We start from the raw sequence: 14,551 nt of genomic DNA, 5'->3' as shown, positions 1-14,551 counted from the left end.
ATGGCAAAAGAAAAGTTTGAGCGGACCAAGCCGCACGTCAACGTTGGTACGATTGGTCACGTTGACCACGGCAAGACGACGCTGACGGCAGCGATCACGACGGTTCTGACGAAGAAGTTCGGCGGCGAAGCGAAGGCGTACGACCAGATCGACGCGGCACCGGAAGAAAAGGCGCGCGGCATCACGATCAACACGGCACACGTCGAGTACGAAACGGCAAACCGCCACTACGCACACGTCGACTGCCCGGGCCACGCTGACTATGTGAAGAACATGATCACGGGCGCGGCGCAGATGGACGGCGCGATCCTGGTGTGCTCGGCAGCAGACGGCCCGATGCCGCAAACGCGTGAGCACATCCTGCTGGCGCGTCAGGTTGGCGTTCCGTACATCATCGTGTTCCTGAACAAGTGCGACATGGTGGACGACGCTGAACTGCTCGAGCTGGTCGAGATGGAAGTTCGCGAGCTGCTGTCGAAGTACGACTTCCCGGGCGACGACACGCCGATCGTGAAGGGTTCGGCAAAGCTGGCGCTGGAAGGCGACACGGGCGAGCTGGGCGAAGTGGCGATCATGAACCTGGCAGACGCACTGGACACGTACATCCCGACGCCGGAGCGTGCGGTTGACGGCGCGTTCCTGATGCCGGTGGAAGACGTGTTCTCGATCTCGGGCCGCGGTACGGTGGTGACGGGTCGTGTGGAGCGCGGCATCATCAAGGTCGGCGAGGAAATCGAAATCGTCGGTATCAAGCCGACGGTGAAGACGACCTGCACGGGCGTTGAAATGTTCCGCAAGCTGCTGGACCAAGGTCAGGCGGGCGACAACGTCGGTATCCTGCTGCGCGGCACGAAGCGTGAAGACGTGGAGCGCGGCCAGGTTCTGGCGAAGCCGGGTTCGATCACGCCGCACACGCACTTCACGGCAGAAGTGTACGTGCTGAGCAAGGACGAAGGCGGCCGTCACACGCCGTTCTTCAACAACTACCGTCCGCAGTTCTACTTCCGTACGACGGACGTGACGGGTTCGATCGAGCTGCCGAAGGACAAGGAAATGGTGATGCCGGGCGACAACGTGTCGATCACGGTGAAGCTGATCGCGCCGATCGCGATGGAAGAAGGTCTGCGCTTCGCAATCCGCGAAGGCGGCCGTACCGTCGGCGCAGGCGTCGTCGCCAAGATCATCGAGTAATATCGACGATCCGCGGGCCCTTCCAGGGTCCGCGATTCTACGGTAGGCAGTCATACCGTCGAAACCGGGTGTCCAGTTTGACCTGGCACCCGGTTTTTCTTTGTGGGGCGCCGGCCGCGGCATCGAAAAACGCCCGCCACCGCGGCGAATTTTCGTGTAGAATCGCGGGCTTAGCAGTGGAAGTGCCGTTCGGAACCAGACGCTTCGCTCCCCGCAGGCAACAGGTTTCGCGTTCTTTTAGTGTCCGGCGATGCAACATCGCCTCGCTCTTTTCAAGGAATCGTCATGCAGCAACAAAAAATCCGCATTCGCCTGAAGGCTTTCGACTATCGTCTGATCGATCAATCGGCTGCCGAAATCGTCGATACCGCGAAGCGGACTGGCGCAATCGTCCGTGGCCCGGTGCCGCTGCCGACGCGCATTCAGCGTTTTGACATCCTGCGCTCGCCGCACGTCAACAAGACGTCGCGCGATCAGCTCGAAATCCGTACCCACCAGCGCCTGATGGACATCGTCGATCCGACCGACAAGACGGTCGACGCGCTGATGAAGCTCGATCTGCCGGCTGGCGTCGACGTGGAAATCAAGCTGCAGTAAGGCTTTCGGCGCCGCCTGGTCCGCTCGGTGGTGCTAAGTCTTTGTATTGCTTGCGGAAATCGAAAACTCGGGCTATACTGCTTGGCTTTTCGCGTATTCGCGTAAAAAAGTTGGGCCTTGCGTGCCCGGCATTTTGTAAATCAGCCCCGACCAATCGCAGTCGGGAATGGAGAAAATGATGAGCCTTGGACTCGTAGGTCGCAAGGTTGGCATGACCCGTATCTTCACGGCTGAAGGGGATTCGATTCCCGTCACCGTGCTGGACGTGTCGGACAACCGCGTGACGCAGATCAAGACTGTTGAAACCGACGGCTACACGGCCGTGCAGGTTGCATTCGGCTCCCGCCGCGCATCGCGCGTGACGAAGCCGCTGGCAGGTCATCTCGCCAAAGCCGGTGTCGAAGCCGGTGAAATCCTCAAGGAATTCCGCATTGACGCGGCCAAGGCAGCCGAGCTGTCGAATGGCGCCGTGGTCGGTGCAGATCTTTTCGAAGTAGGCCAGAAGGTCGACGTGCAAGGCGTGTCGATCGGTAAGGGCTACGCCGGTACGATCAAGCGTTACAACTTCTCCTCCGGCCGTGCTACGCACGGTAACTCGCGCTCGCACAACGTGCCGGGCTCGATCGGTATGGCGCAGGATCCGGGTCGCGTTTTCCCGGGCAAGCGCATGACGGGTCACCTCGGTGACGTTACGGTGACGGTGCAGAACCTCGAAATCGCTCGTATCGACGCAGAGCGCAAGCTGCTGCTCGTCAAGGGCGCGATTCCGGGCGCGAAGGGCGGCAAGGTTTTCGTGACGCCGGCCGTCAAGACCAAGGGGGCGAAATAATGGAACTCAAGCTCCTGAACGAAAATGGTCAGGAAGGTGCAGTGGTCAACGCGTCGGACGTCGTGTTCGGTCGTGACTACAACGAAGCGCTGATCCACCAGGTCGTCGTCGCGTACCAGGCGAATGCTCGCCAGGGTAACCGCGCACAGAAGGACCGCGAGCAAGTCAAGCACACCACCAAGAAGCCGTGGCGTCAGAAGGGTACGCGCCGTGCTCGTGCCGGTATGTCGTCGAGCCCGCTGTGGCGTGGCGGTGGTCGCATCTTCCCGAACTCGCCGGAAGAAAACTTCTCGCACAAGGTCAACAAGAAGATGCATCGCGCAGGTCTCTGCTCGATCTTCTCGCAGCTGGCCCGTGAAGGCCGTCTGTCGGTCGTCGAAGACATCGTCCTCGAAGCGCCGAAGACCAAGCTGCTGGCTGACAAATTCAAGACCATGGGTCTCGACTCCGTTCTGATCATCACGGACACGGTCGACGAGAACCTGTACCTGGCTTCGCGCAACCTGCCGCACGTGGCGATTGTCGAGCCGCGCTACGCTGACCCGCTGTCGCTGATCTACTTCAAGAAAGTGCTGGTCACGAAGGCTGCGGTCGCCCAGATCGAGGAGTTGCTGTCATGAGCGAGATTCGCAAGAACGATCATCGTTTGATGCAGGTCCTGCTCGCACCGGTGATCTCGGAAAAGGCGACGCTGGTTGCCGACAAGAACGAGCAAGTCGTGTTCGAAGTCGCACCGGATGCCACGAAGCAGGAAGTGAAGGCGGCTGTCGAGCTGCTGTTCAAGGTTGAAGTTGATTCGGTCAACGTGCTGGTTCAGAAGGGCAAGCAAAAGCGCTTCGGCCGTTCGATGGGCCGCCGCAAGGACGTGAAGAAGGCGTACGTTTGCCTGAAGCCCGGCCAGGAAATCAACTTTGAAGCGGAGGCCAAGTAATCATGGCAATCGTGAAAGTTAAACCGACTTCGCCGGGTCGCCGCGCGATGGTCAAGGTGGTCAACAAGAGCCTGCACCAGGGCAAGCCGTACGCGGCACTGCTCGATTCGCAGAGCTCGACCGCCGGCCGTAACAACAACGGTCGCATCACCACCCGTCACAAGGGCGGTGGTCACAAGCATCACTACCGTATCGTCGATTTCCGTCGCACGAAGGACGGCATCCCGGCAAAGGTCGAGCGTCTCGAGTACGACCCGAACCGCAGCGCGAACATCGCGCTGGTGCTCTACGCAGACGGCGAGCGTCGCTACATCATCGCCCCGAAGGGCCTGACCGTCGGCCAACAGCTGATGTCGGGTTCGGAAGCGCCGATCCGTGCAGGCAACACGCTGCCGATCCGCAACATTCCGGTCGGTACGACGATCCACTGCATCGAGATGCTGCCGGGCAAGGGCGCGCAAATGGCGCGTTCGGCTGGCACGTCGGCCATGCTGCTGGCGCGTGAAGGCGTCTACGCGCAGGTTCGTCTGCGTTCGGGCGAAATCCGCCGCGTGCACATCGAGTGCCGTGCAACGATCGGTGAAGTCGGCAACGAAGAGCATAGCCTGCGCCAAATCGGCAAGGCCGGCGCGAACCGCTGGCGCGGTATCCGCCCGACGGTGCGTGGCGTTGCGATGAACCCGGTTGATCACCCGCACGGTGGTGGTGAGGGCAAGACGGCTGCAGGTCGCGACCCGGTGAGCCCGTGGGGTACGCCGGCTAAGGGTTACCGCACCCGCAGCAACAAGCGCACGACGACGATGATCGTCCAGCGCCGTCACAAGCGTTAAGGAGTAGGCAATGGCACGTTCTGTAAAAAAAGGTCCGTTCTGCGACGCCCATTTGCTGAAGAAAGTTGAGGCGGCTGCAGCTTCGCGCGACAAAAAGCCGATCAAGACCTGGTCGCGTCGCTCGACGATTCTGCCGGATTTCATCGGCCTGACGATCGCTGTTCACAACGGCCGTCAACACGTTCCGGTGTACATCTCGGAAAACATGGTCGGCCACAAGCTTGGCGAGTTCGCACTGACCCGTACGTTCAAGGGTCACGCGGCCGACAAGAAGGCCAAGAAATAAGGGGCAATCAAGATGGAAGTGAAAGCAATTCATCGCGGTGCCCGCATCTCGGCGCAAAAAACGCGCCTTGTGGCTGACCAGATCCGCGGTTTGCCGGTCGACAAGGCGCTGAACGTTCTGACGTTCTCGCCGAAGAAGGCGGCTGGCATCGTGAAGAAGGTTGTGCTGTCGGCAATCGCGAATGCGGAGCACAACGAAGGCGCTGATATCGACGAGCTCAAGATCAAGAGCATCTACGTCGACAAGGCTGCATCGCTCAAGCGTTTCACCGCGCGCGCCAAGGGCCGCGGTAACCGCATCGAGAAGCAATCCTGTCACATCACTGTGACGGTCGGGAATTAAGGAGCCATACGATGGGACAGAAAATTCATCCGACTGGCTTCCGCCTGGCTGTCAGCCGCAATTGGGCTTCGCGTTGGTACGCGAACAACAACAATTTCGCGGCGATGCTGCAGGAAGACATCGGTGTTCGTGAATACCTGAAGAAGAAGCTGAAGAACGCTTCGGTCGGTCGGGTCGTCATCGAGCGTCCGGCAAAGAACGCGCGCATCACGATTTACAGCTCGCGTCCGGGCGTCGTCATCGGCAAGAAGGGCGAGGATATCGAACAGCTGAAGACGGAACTGCAACGCCGCATGGGCGTGCCGGTTCACGTCAACATCGAAGAGATCCGCAAGCCGGAAACCGATGCTCAGCTGATCGCTGATTCGATCACGCAACAGCTCGAGCGCCGGATCATGTTCCGTCGCGCGATGAAGCGTGCGATGCAGAACGCGATGCGTCTGGGTGCCCAAGGCATCAAGATCATGAGCGCAGGCCGTCTGAACGGTATCGAAATCGCGCGTACGGAGTGGTATCGCGAAGGTCGCGTGCCGCTTCATACGCTGCGTGCCGACATCGACTACGCGACTTCGGAAGCGAAGACGACCTACGGGATCATCGGTGTCAAGGTGTGGGTGTACAAGGGCGACACGCTCGGCCGTAACGACGCGCCGGTGGTCGAAGAAGTAGCCGAAGACAAGCGTCCGCGTCGCAATGCGCGTCCGGGCGACCGTCGTCCGCGCCGTGATGGCGAAGGCGGCGCTCCGGGTGCTCGTCGTGGCGCACCGCGCCGTGGCGCCGGCAAGCCGGAAGACGGCAAGACTGGAGAATAACGATGCTGCAACCGAAACGCAGGAAGTATCGCAAAGAGCAGAAGGGTCGTAACACCGGCAAGGCGACGCGCGGCAACGCCGTGTCGTTCGGTGAATTCGGCCTGAAGGCGATCGGTCGCGGTCGTTTGACCGCACGTCAAATCGAAGCGGCGCGTCGTGCAATGACGCGTCACATCAAGCGTGGCGGCCGTATCTGGATCCGTATCTTCCCGGACAAGCCGATTTCGCAAAAGCCGGCAGAAGTGCGTATGGGTAACGGTAAGGGTAACCCGGAGTACTACGTCGCCGAAATCCAGCCGGGCAAGATGCTCTATGAAATGGACGGCGTATCCGAAGAACTGGCACGCGAAGCGTTCCGTCTGGCCGCAGCGAAGCTGCCGCTGAAGACGACGTTCATCGTGCGCCAGCTCGGCGCCTAAGGAGAAAACATGAAGGCTTCCGAACTTCTCCAGAAAGACCAGGCCGCGCTCAACAAGGAGCTGGCGGACCTGCTGAAGGCGCAATTCGGCCTGCGCATGCAACTCGCGACCCAGCAGCTCACGAACACGAGCCAGCTGAAGAAGGTTCGTCGCGACATCGCACGTGTGCGGACCGTCATGACTCAGAAGGCGAACCAGAAATGAACGATAGCGTGAAAACCTCGCTGAAGCGGACGCTGGTCGGTCGGGTCGTCAGCAACAAGATGGACAAGACCGTCACCGTGCTGATCGAGCACCGCGTCAAGCACCCGATCTACGGCAAGTACGTCGTGCGCTCGAAGAAGTACCACGCGCACGATGAAGCGAACACCTGCAACGAAGGCGATCTCGTCGAAATCCAGGAAACCCGTCCTGTTTCGAAGACGAAGGCCTGGACGGTGTCGCGCCTCGTCGAAGCAGCTCGCGTCATCTAAGCGGGCAGAGCAGTAGGCAGTAACAGGCACTTCTCCACGAAGTGCTTGAAATCGCAAAGTTTTTGCTTGCGTGACCGGGATTATTTGTTATAATCCCGGTCTTCCCTCTTTATGGGAGCCCCGTCGCGGGCGAAGTTGGTGGGGGAAGCGGACTGGCGCCAGCCTGTCCGAAAGATTCACCGAATTGCGATGGCGGGTTTCGTTTGCCGTCGCTGCTGTTCCAACCCAAGCAGCCGATTGGCTGACGGGACCAAGACTGACCGAATGCATCATGGTGGTGCATCCGGATTAAGTTGGGAAAGACAAACCATGATCCAGACCGAATCTCGGCTCGAAGTAGCCGACAACACGGGTGCGCGTGAAGTCATGTGCATCAAGGTGCTCGGCGGCTCGAAGCGTCGTTATGCCGGCATTGGCGACATCATCAAGGTGACCGTCAAAGAAGCAACGCCGCGCGGGCGCGTGAAGAAAGGCGAAATCTACAACGCCGTGGTGGTCCGCACCGCCAAGGGCGTTCGCCGTCAAGACGGCTCGCTGATCAAGTTCGACGGCAACGCCGCTGTGCTTTTGAACAACAAGCTTGAGCCGATCGGCACCCGTATCTTCGGGCCGGTGACGCGTGAGCTGCGTAGCGAACGATTCATGAAGATCGTTTCGCTGGCGCCGGAAGTGCTGTAAGGAGTCGCGATGAACAAGATTCGCAAAGGTGACGAAGTTATCGTCGTCACTGGCAAGGACAAGGGCAAGCGCGGCGTCGTGCTGGCTGTCGGTGCAGAACATGTGACGGTTGAAGGTATCAACCTCGTCAAGAAGCATGTGAAGCCGAACCCGATGAAGGGTACGACGGGCGGCGTGGAAGCGAAGACGATGCCCCTGCATATTTCGAACGTCGCACTGGTCGACGCGAATGGCAAGGCGTCGCGTGTTGGCATCAAGGTCGAGGAAGGCAAGAAGGTTCGCTTCCTGAAGACGACCGGTGCCGTACTGAGCGCCTGACGCAGCGGAGTAAAAAATGGCTCGTTTTCAAGAGTTTTACAAAGAAAAGGTTGTGCCCGGCCTGATCGAGAAGTTCGGTTACAAGTCGGTCATGGAAGTGCCGCGCATCACCAAGATCACGCTGAACATGGGTCTTGGCGAAGCGATCGCTGACAAGAAGATCATCGAGAACGCCGTTGGCGACCTCACGAAGATCGCTGGTCAGAAGCCGGTCGTCACGAAGGCACGCAAGGCAATCGCAGGCTTCAAGATCCGCCAGGGCTACCCGATCGGCGCGATGGTGACGCTGCGCGGCCGTGCGATGTACGAATTCCTCGACCGTTTCGTGACCGTTGCCCTGCCCCGCGTGCGTGACTTCCGCGGTGTGTCGGGCCGTGCTTTCGATGGCCGCGGCAACTACAACATCGGTGTGAAAGAGCAGATCATTTTCCCCGAAATCGACTACGACAAGATCGACGCACTGCGTGGGCTGAACATCAGCATCACGACGACTGCGAAGACCGACGACGAAGCAAAGGCTCTGCTCGCCAGCTTCAAGTTCCCGTTCAGAAACTGAGGTTACCGTGGCTAAACTGGCACTGATCGAACGTGAAAAGAAGCGCGCCCGCCTGGTCGCGAAGTTCGCAGCGAAGCGCGAAGCGCTGAAGGCGATCGTCGAAGACCAAAGCAAGTCGGAAGAAGAGCGCTACGAAGCACGCCTTGAGCTGCAGCAACTGCCCCGCAACGCAAACCCGACCCGCCAGCGTAACCGCTGCGCGATCACGGGCCGTCCGCGTGGCACGTTCCGTAAATTCGGCCTCGCGCGTAACAAGATTCGTGAAATCGCATTCCGTGGCGAGATTCCTGGCCTGACCAAGGCGAGCTGGTAATAGGAGAAACGTAAATGAGCATGAGTGATCCTATCGCCGATATGCTGACTCGCATCCGCAACGCGCAGATGGTCGAGAAGGTATCGGTCGCGATGCCCTCGTCGAAGGTCAAGGTTGCAATCGCGCAAGTCCTGAAGGACGAAGGTTATATCGACGATTTCGCCGTCAAGGCGGAAGGTGCGAAGTCCGAACTGAATATCGCGCTGAAGTACTACGCAGGCCGCCCGGTCATCGAACGCCTCGAGCGCGTGTCGAAGCCTGGTCTGCGCGTGTACCGCGGCCGTAACGACATTCCGCAGGTCATGAATGGCCTGGGCGTGGCAATCGTGTCGACGCCGAAGGGCGTGATGACCGACCGCAAGGCGCGTGCTACCGGCGTCGGCGGCGAAGTCATCTGCTACGTCGCTTAAAGCCGAGGAGAGAGAAACATGTCTCGAGTAGGTAAGAGCCCGATCGCGCTGCAAGGCGCGGAAGTCAAGCTGGCCGACGGTGCGATCACCGTCAAGGGCCCGCTGGGCACCATCACGCAAGCGATCAATCCGCTCGTGAACGTGGCGAACAACGACGGCACGCTGAATCTGTCGCCGGTCGACGAAAGCCGCGAAGCAAACGCACTGTCGGGCACGATGCGCGCGATCATCGCGAATGCCGTGCACGGCGTGACCAAGGGTTTCGAGCGCAAGCTGACGCTGGTTGGCGTCGGTTATCGTGCGCAAGCGCAAGGCGACAAGCTGAACCTGTCGCTGGGTTTCTCGCACCCGGTGGTGCACCAGATGCCGGAAGGCGTCAAGGCTGAAACCCCGACGCAAACCGAAATCGTGATCAAGGGGATCAACAAGCAACAAGTCGGTCAAGTGGCTGCGGAAGTCCGCGGTTACCGTCCGCCGGAGCCGTACAAGGGCAAGGGCGTGCGCTATTCCGACGAGGTTGTGATCCTCAAAGAAACGAAGAAGAAGTAAGGGTGCGCAATCATGGATAAGACTCAATCTCGCCTGCGCCGCGCTCGCCAGACGCGTATCAAGATCGCTGAGCTGCAGGTCGCGCGTCTCGCCGTGCATCGCACGAACACGCACATCTACGCTCAAGTGTTCTCGCCCTGCGGCACCAAGGTGCTCGCCAGCGCGTCGACGCTCGAAGCAGAAGTGCGCGCCGAACTGGCCGACAAGTCGGGCAAGGGCGGCAACGTTAATGCCGCGACGCTGATCGGCAAGCGTATTGCCGAGAAGGCAAAGGCTGCCGGCATCGAATCCGTCGCCTTCGACCGCTCGGGCTTCCGCTACCATGGCCGCGTCAAGGCGCTGGCTGAGGCAGCTCGCGAAGCTGGGCTCAAGTTCTAAGGAAGGAATTCGTCATGGCAAAGATGCAAGCGAAAGTTCAGGCTGACGAGCGCGACGACGGCCTTCGCGAAAAGATGATTTCGGTCAACCGCGTGACCAAGGTCGTGAAGGGTGGCCGTATTCTCGGCTTCGCCGCACTGACCGTGGTTGGCGACGGCGATGGCCGCATCGGTATGGGCAAGGGCAAGGCGAAGGAAGTGCCGGTCGCTGTCCAGAAGGCAATGGAACAAGCTCGCCGCAACATGTTCAAGGTGCCGCTCAAGAACGGCACGCTGCAGCACGAAGTGCACGGCAAGCATGGCGCATCCGCTGTCCTCCTCGCTCCGGCGAAGGCAGGTACGGGCGTGATCGCCGGCGGCCCAATGCGCGCAGTGTTCGACGTGATGGGCGTTCAGAACGTCGTGGCGAAGAGCCACGGTTCGACGAACCCGTACAACCTCGTTCGCGCCACGCTGGACGGTCTGCGCAAGCAGTCGACCCCGGCAGACATCGCGGCGAAGCGCGGCAAGTCCGTCGAAGATATTTTGGGCTAAGCCCGGGTGGTCACCATGTCTGAAAAAACTGTCAAGGTTCAGCTCGTCAAGAGCCTGATCGGGACCCGCGAATCGCACCGTGCGACCGTGCGTGGCCTGGGCCTGCGCCGACTCAACTCGGTGAGCGAGCTGCAGGATACGCCGGCGGTCCGCGGCATGATCAACAAGGTCTCGTACCTCGTTAAGGTCATCGCGTAAGCGGCCCTACGGATCAAGGAGTTGATATGGAATTGAATAACCTGAAGCCGGCCGCTGGTGCAAAGCACGCCAAGCGTCGCGTCGGCCGTGGCATCGGTTCGGGCCTCGGCAAGACGGCTGGCCGTGGTCACAAGGGTCAGAAATCGCGTTCGGGCGGCTTCCACAAAGTCGGTTTCGAAGGCGGTCAGATGCCGCTGCAACGTCGTCTGCCGAAGCGCGGCTTCACGTCGCTGACGAAGGAATTCGTCGGTGAAGTGCGCCTGGGCGACCTCGAGAAGCTGCCGGTCGACGAGATCGATCTGCTCGCACTGAAGCAAGCCGGCCTGGTCGGCGAGCTGACGAAGAGCGCAAAGATCATCGCGACGGGCGAACTGAAGCGCAAGATCGTCGTGAAGGGTCTCGGTGCCACCAAGGGTGCGCGCGCTGCGATCGAAGCGGCTGGCGGTTCGTTCGCCGAGTGACACGCGTAGCGCGTCGTTACTTGCATTCATCGGAGAAGGTACTTGGCTAACAGCCCGAGTCTTGCAAAACCCGGTCGAAGCACGGCGAAATTCGGCGATCTGCGCCGGCGAGCGATGTTCCTGCTCCTGGCGCTGATCGTCTATCGCATCGGCGCGCACATCCCCGTGCCGGGCATCGATCCGGATCAACTGGCGAAGCTGTTCCAGAGCCAGGCGGGCGGCATCCTGGGCATGTTCAACATGTTCTCGGGCGGCGCGCTTTCCCGCTTCACGATCTTTGCGCTGGGGATCATGCCGTACATCTCGGCGTCGATCATCATGCAGCTGCTGGCGATCGTATCGCCGCAACTCGAGGCGCTGAAGAAGGAAGGGCAGGCAGGGCAACGGAAGATCACGCAGTACACGCGGTATTTCACCGTGGTGCTCGCGACCTTCCAGGCGTTCGGTATCGCGGCCGCGCTGGAAAACCAGCCGGGGCTCGTGATCGACCCCGGCATGCTGTTCCGGCTGACGACGGTCGTGACGCTGGTTACCGGCACGATGTTCCTGATGTGGCTGGGTGAGCAGATCACCGAGCGCGGTCTGGGCAACGGCATCTCGATCATCATCTTCGGCGGGATCGCAGCAGGGTTCCCGAATGCCGTCGGTGGGCTGTTCGAGCTGGTGCGTACGGGTTCGATGAGCATCATTTCGGCGATCATCATCGTCGTTCTGATCGCCGCGGTGACTTACCTGGTCGTGTTCATCGAACGCGGTCAGCGCAAGATCCTCGTGAACTACGCGAAGCGCCAGGTCGGCAACAAGATCTACGGTGGACAGTCGTCGCACTTGCCGCTGAAGCTGAACATGTCGGGTGTGATTCCGCCGATCTTCGCGTCGTCGATCATCCTGTTCCCGGCCACGATCCTCGGCTGGTTCAGCACGGGTCAGCCGTCGGGAGGCTGGATCTCCAACACGTTGCATAACGTCGCGGAGGCGCTGAAGCCGGGCCAGCCGGTCTATGTGCTGCTGTACACGCTGGCGATCGTGTTTTTCTGCTTCTTCTACACCGCACTGGTGTTCAACAGCAGGGAAACCGCGGACAACCTGAAGAAGAGCGGCGCGTTTGTTCCGGGCATCCGTCCGGGCGATCAGACCGCGCGATATATCGACCGCATCCTCACGCGTCTGACGCTGGCTGGTGCGATCTACATCGTCTTCGTGTGTCTGCTGCCGGAATTCCTGGTGCTGCGCTGGAACGTGCCGTTTTATTTTGGTGGAACGTCGCTGCTGATCATTGTCGTCGTCACGATGGACTTCATGGCGCAGGTGCAGTCGTACGTTATGTCGCAACAGTATGAGTCGCTGCTCAAGAAGGCAAACTTCAAGGGCGGCAACATCCCAATGCGTTAATTAAGGACTATGGCCAAAGACGATGTAATCCAGATGCAGGGTGAGGTGATCGAAAACCTCCCGAATGCGACCTTCCGTGTGAAGCTGGAAAACGGCCATGTCGTGTTGGGGCATATCTCCGGGAAGATGCGGATGCACTACATCCGCATCCTGCCGGGCGACAAGGTGACGGTTGAATTGACGCCTTACGATCTGTCTCGTGCGCGGATCGTGTTCCGGGCGAAGTGATTTGGAAAAAAGGGTATTATCATGAAAGTGATGGCATCGGTTAAGCGCATTTGCCGCAATTGCAAGATCATCAAGCGCAAAGGCGTCGTTCGCGTGATCTGCAGCTCGGATCCGCGCCACAAGCAGCGCCAAGGCTGACCGCGCGTTTGTTTGCGCTTTTTGTTTGAGGAAAAACAATGGCTCGTATCGCAGGGGTTAACATCCCGAATCACCAGCATACCGAGATCGGCCTGACGGCAATCTTCGGTATCGGCCGCACGCGCTCGCGCAGCATCTGCACGGCAGCTGGCGTGGAATTCTCGAAGAAGGTCAAGGACCTGACCGACGCAGACCTCGAAAAGCTGCGTGAAGAAGTGGGCAAGTTCATCGTCGAAGGCGACCTGCGCCGTGAAGTGACGATGAACATCAAGCGCCTGATGGACCTCGGTTGCTACCGTGGTGTTCGTCATCGCAAGGGCCTGCCGATGCGCGGTCAGCGTACGCGTACGAACGCACGTACCCGCAAGGGTCCGCGTCGTGCAGCGCAAGCGCTGAAGAAGTAAGCGGAACTGACAGTTACAGGAAAACGTAATGGCTAAGGCTTCGAACACCGCGGCGCAACGCGTTCGCAAGAAGGTTAAGAAGAACGTCGCTGAAGGCGTGGTTCACGTTCACGCGTCGTTCAACAACACGATCATCACGATCACCGATCGCCAGGGCAATGCGCTGGCATGGGCGACGTCCGGCGGCCAGGGCTTCAAGGGCTCGCGCAAGTCGACGCCGTTCGCTGCTCAGGTTGCTGCTGAGTCGGCCGGTCGCGTCGCGATGGAATACGGCGTGAAGAATCTGGAAGTGCGGATCAAGGGCCCGGGCCCGGGCCGTGAGTCGGCAGTGCGTGCACTGCATGGCCTCGGCATCAAGATCACCGCGATTTCGGACGTCACCCCGATTCCGCACAACGGCTGCCGTCCGCCGAAGCGCCGTCGTATCTAAGGATGTTGCTGGCACGTTCGTGCTGGCGCATTGCCTGTCGCCGCGCCGCGTCGACGGGCGTTGCTTTTTTGATTGACTAAGCCCACCGTTCGCCCCAAAGGGCGCGAACTAGCGCGGATTCCGATCCGCGTGACCGATTGATAAAGGAATGCAAAGTGGCACGTTATATCGGCCCTAAGGCCAAGCTGTCCCGCCGTGAAGGCACCGACCTGTTCCTGAAGAGCGCGCGCCGCTCGCTCGCCGACAAGTGCAAGCTCGACAGCAAGCCGGGCCAGCACGGCCGTACCTCGGGCGCACGTACGTCCGACTATGGTACGCAGCTGCGCGAAAAGCAGAAGGTCAAGCGTATTTACGGCGTGCTGGAGCGTCAGTTCCGCCGCTACTTCGCTGAAGCCGACCGTCGCAAGGGCAACACGGGTGAAAACCTGCTGCAACTGCTCGAGTCGCGCCTCGACAACGTCGTGTATCGCATGGGCTTCGGCTCGACCCGCGCTGAAGCGCGTCAGCTGGTGAGCCACAAGTCGATCACCGTGAACGGCGTCGTCGCGAACGTGCCGTCGCAGCAAGTGAAGGCTGGCGACGTCATCGCGATCCGCGAAAAGGCGAAGAAGCAGGCGCGTATCATCGAAGCGCTGTCGCTGGCCGAGCAAGGCGGCATGCCGAGCTGGGTTGCAGTCGATGCGAAGAAGTTCGAAGGCACGTTCAAGCAAATGCCGGAACGCGCTGACATCGCAGGCGACATCAACGAAAGCCTGATCGTCGAATTGTATTCGCGTTAATCCGATTGACGGCCGAGGTATCCCGATTGCGTCATGCAAGGAGGGGCCTCGGCTGTTTATTTTCTGGTTGTTACCG

Annotated in this window: 28 protein-coding genes; all 28 read left to right on the top strand. The window is 60.1% G+C overall.

Annotated elements, in window-relative coordinates; genetic code table 11:
• The 28 genes from tuf (at position 1) to rpsD (ending at position 14,475) form a co-directional block, all read left to right on the top strand.
• Positions 1-1,191 (top strand): elongation factor Tu, encoded by a 1,191-nt coding sequence (gene tuf / locus WK25_RS00970; RefSeq protein ID WP_034209732.1) that lies wholly within the window; start codon positions 1-3, stop codon positions 1,189-1,191.
• 285 nt (positions 1,192-1,476) lie between these two features.
• Positions 1,477-1,788, top strand: coding sequence for a 30S ribosomal protein S10 (rpsJ, locus tag WK25_RS00965; protein WP_004199280.1), 312 nt, complete (start codon positions 1,477-1,479; stop codon positions 1,786-1,788).
• A gap of 178 nt (positions 1,789-1,966) precedes the next feature.
• Positions 1,967-2,617 carry a 50S ribosomal protein L3 gene (rplC, locus tag WK25_RS00960; RefSeq protein WP_006752926.1) on the top strand — a complete coding sequence of 217 codons (651 nt, stop codon included), beginning with the start codon at positions 1,967-1,969 and terminating at the stop codon, positions 2,615-2,617.
• The gene (gene rplD / locus WK25_RS00955) at positions 2,617-3,237 is read left to right on the top strand and encodes a 50S ribosomal protein L4 (RefSeq protein ID WP_069240824.1); all 621 of its coding nucleotides are present in this window, start codon (positions 2,617-2,619) and stop codon (positions 3,235-3,237) included. The genes rplC and rplD overlap by 1 nt, the downstream gene beginning before the upstream one ends.
• Positions 3,234-3,548, top strand: a complete 315-nt coding sequence (gene rplW, locus WK25_RS00950; protein ID WP_004199275.1) for a 50S ribosomal protein L23 — start codon at positions 3,234-3,236, stop codon at positions 3,546-3,548. The genes rplD and rplW overlap by 4 nt, the downstream gene beginning before the upstream one ends.
• A gap of 2 nt (positions 3,549-3,550) precedes the next feature.
• Complete coding sequence (gene rplB / locus WK25_RS00945) at positions 3,551-4,378, top strand: 50S ribosomal protein L2 (protein WP_069240823.1); 828 nt, start codon at positions 3,551-3,553, stop codon at positions 4,376-4,378.
• Between the two features lie 10 nt (positions 4,379-4,388).
• A complete protein-coding gene (gene rpsS, locus WK25_RS00940) occupies positions 4,389-4,664 on the top strand; it encodes a 30S ribosomal protein S19 (protein WP_004199273.1) in 276 nt (91 codons plus the stop codon).
• A 12-nt stretch (positions 4,665-4,676) separates the two neighbouring features.
• Positions 4,677-5,006, top strand: coding sequence for a 50S ribosomal protein L22 (rplV, locus tag WK25_RS00935; protein WP_004199272.1), 330 nt, complete (start codon positions 4,677-4,679; stop codon positions 5,004-5,006).
• 11 nt (positions 5,007-5,017) lie between these two features.
• The gene (rpsC, locus tag WK25_RS00930; RefSeq protein WP_006482899.1) at positions 5,018-5,818 is read left to right on the top strand and encodes a 30S ribosomal protein S3; all 801 of its coding nucleotides are present in this window, start codon (positions 5,018-5,020) and stop codon (positions 5,816-5,818) included.
• Positions 5,819-5,820: 2 nt separating this feature from the next.
• The gene (rplP, locus tag WK25_RS00925) at positions 5,821-6,237 is read left to right on the top strand and encodes a 50S ribosomal protein L16 (protein ID WP_040143049.1); all 417 of its coding nucleotides are present in this window, start codon (positions 5,821-5,823) and stop codon (positions 6,235-6,237) included.
• Positions 6,238-6,246: 9 nt separating this feature from the next.
• Positions 6,247-6,441, top strand: a complete 195-nt coding sequence (rpmC, locus tag WK25_RS00920) for a 50S ribosomal protein L29 (RefSeq protein ID WP_006400652.1) — start codon at positions 6,247-6,249, stop codon at positions 6,439-6,441.
• Entirely contained in the window at positions 6,438-6,710 is a 273-nt protein-coding gene (gene rpsQ / locus WK25_RS00915) for a 30S ribosomal protein S17 (RefSeq protein ID WP_006752928.1), read from the top strand. Before rpmC ends, rpsQ begins: the two co-directional genes overlap by 4 nt.
• Positions 6,711-7,019: 309 nt before the next feature.
• Positions 7,020-7,388 carry a 50S ribosomal protein L14 gene (gene rplN, locus WK25_RS00910; protein WP_006752929.1) on the top strand — a complete coding sequence of 123 codons (369 nt, stop codon included), beginning with the start codon at positions 7,020-7,022 and terminating at the stop codon, positions 7,386-7,388.
• A gap of 9 nt (positions 7,389-7,397) precedes the next feature.
• Complete coding sequence (rplX, locus tag WK25_RS00905; protein WP_006477187.1) at positions 7,398-7,706, top strand: 50S ribosomal protein L24; 309 nt, start codon at positions 7,398-7,400, stop codon at positions 7,704-7,706.
• A 16-nt stretch (positions 7,707-7,722) separates the two neighbouring features.
• On the top strand, positions 7,723-8,262 hold the full coding sequence (gene rplE / locus WK25_RS00900; RefSeq protein ID WP_006482882.1) for a 50S ribosomal protein L5: 540 nt from the start codon (positions 7,723-7,725) through the stop codon (positions 8,260-8,262).
• 7 nt (positions 8,263-8,269) lie between these two features.
• Positions 8,270-8,575, top strand: a complete 306-nt coding sequence (gene rpsN / locus WK25_RS00895; protein WP_006482884.1) for a 30S ribosomal protein S14 — start codon at positions 8,270-8,272, stop codon at positions 8,573-8,575.
• Positions 8,576-8,589: 14 nt separating this feature from the next.
• A complete protein-coding gene (gene rpsH / locus WK25_RS00890) occupies positions 8,590-8,985 on the top strand; it encodes a 30S ribosomal protein S8 (RefSeq protein ID WP_006477185.1) in 396 nt (131 codons plus the stop codon).
• An 18-nt stretch (positions 8,986-9,003) separates the two neighbouring features.
• A complete protein-coding gene (rplF, locus tag WK25_RS00885) occupies positions 9,004-9,534 on the top strand; it encodes a 50S ribosomal protein L6 (protein ID WP_006758786.1) in 531 nt (176 codons plus the stop codon).
• A gap of 12 nt (positions 9,535-9,546) precedes the next feature.
• Positions 9,547-9,912, top strand: coding sequence for a 50S ribosomal protein L18 (gene rplR / locus WK25_RS00880; protein ID WP_006477183.1), 366 nt, complete (start codon positions 9,547-9,549; stop codon positions 9,910-9,912).
• Positions 9,913-9,926: 14 nt separating this feature from the next.
• On the top strand, positions 9,927-10,445 hold the full coding sequence (gene rpsE / locus WK25_RS00875; RefSeq protein WP_006752931.1) for a 30S ribosomal protein S5: 519 nt from the start codon (positions 9,927-9,929) through the stop codon (positions 10,443-10,445).
• Between the two features lie 15 nt (positions 10,446-10,460).
• A complete protein-coding gene (rpmD, locus tag WK25_RS00870) occupies positions 10,461-10,643 on the top strand; it encodes a 50S ribosomal protein L30 (protein ID WP_006400644.1) in 183 nt (60 codons plus the stop codon).
• Between the two features lie 26 nt (positions 10,644-10,669).
• Entirely contained in the window at positions 10,670-11,104 is a 435-nt protein-coding gene (rplO, locus tag WK25_RS00865) for a 50S ribosomal protein L15 (RefSeq protein ID WP_006482880.1), read from the top strand.
• Between the two features lie 42 nt (positions 11,105-11,146).
• On the top strand, positions 11,147-12,496 hold the full coding sequence (gene secY / locus WK25_RS00860) for a preprotein translocase subunit SecY (RefSeq protein ID WP_069240822.1): 1,350 nt from the start codon (positions 11,147-11,149) through the stop codon (positions 12,494-12,496).
• A gap of 9 nt (positions 12,497-12,505) precedes the next feature.
• Complete coding sequence (gene infA, locus WK25_RS00855; RefSeq protein WP_004521905.1) at positions 12,506-12,724, top strand: translation initiation factor IF-1; 219 nt, start codon at positions 12,506-12,508, stop codon at positions 12,722-12,724.
• A 21-nt stretch (positions 12,725-12,745) separates the two neighbouring features.
• Complete coding sequence (gene rpmJ / locus WK25_RS00850; RefSeq protein WP_004199844.1) at positions 12,746-12,862, top strand: 50S ribosomal protein L36; 117 nt, start codon at positions 12,746-12,748, stop codon at positions 12,860-12,862.
• A 38-nt stretch (positions 12,863-12,900) separates the two neighbouring features.
• Positions 12,901-13,266, top strand: coding sequence for a 30S ribosomal protein S13 (rpsM, locus tag WK25_RS00845; protein WP_039323572.1), 366 nt, complete (start codon positions 12,901-12,903; stop codon positions 13,264-13,266).
• Positions 13,267-13,294: 28 nt separating this feature from the next.
• Positions 13,295-13,696: a 30S ribosomal protein S11 gene (gene rpsK, locus WK25_RS00840; RefSeq protein ID WP_004197937.1), complete on the top strand. Its 402-nt coding sequence runs from the start codon at positions 13,295-13,297 to the stop codon at positions 13,694-13,696.
• 155 nt (positions 13,697-13,851) lie between these two features.
• A complete protein-coding gene (gene rpsD, locus WK25_RS00835) occupies positions 13,852-14,475 on the top strand; it encodes a 30S ribosomal protein S4 (protein ID WP_014722284.1) in 624 nt (207 codons plus the stop codon).
• Positions 14,476-14,551: the final 76 nt, after the last annotated feature.

The sequence above is a fragment of the Burkholderia latens genome (genome assembly GCF_001718795.1).
GTDB lineage: Bacteria > Pseudomonadota > Gammaproteobacteria > Burkholderiales > Burkholderiaceae > Burkholderia > Burkholderia latens_A.
This window is presented reverse-complemented; position numbering and strand designations above follow the sequence as displayed.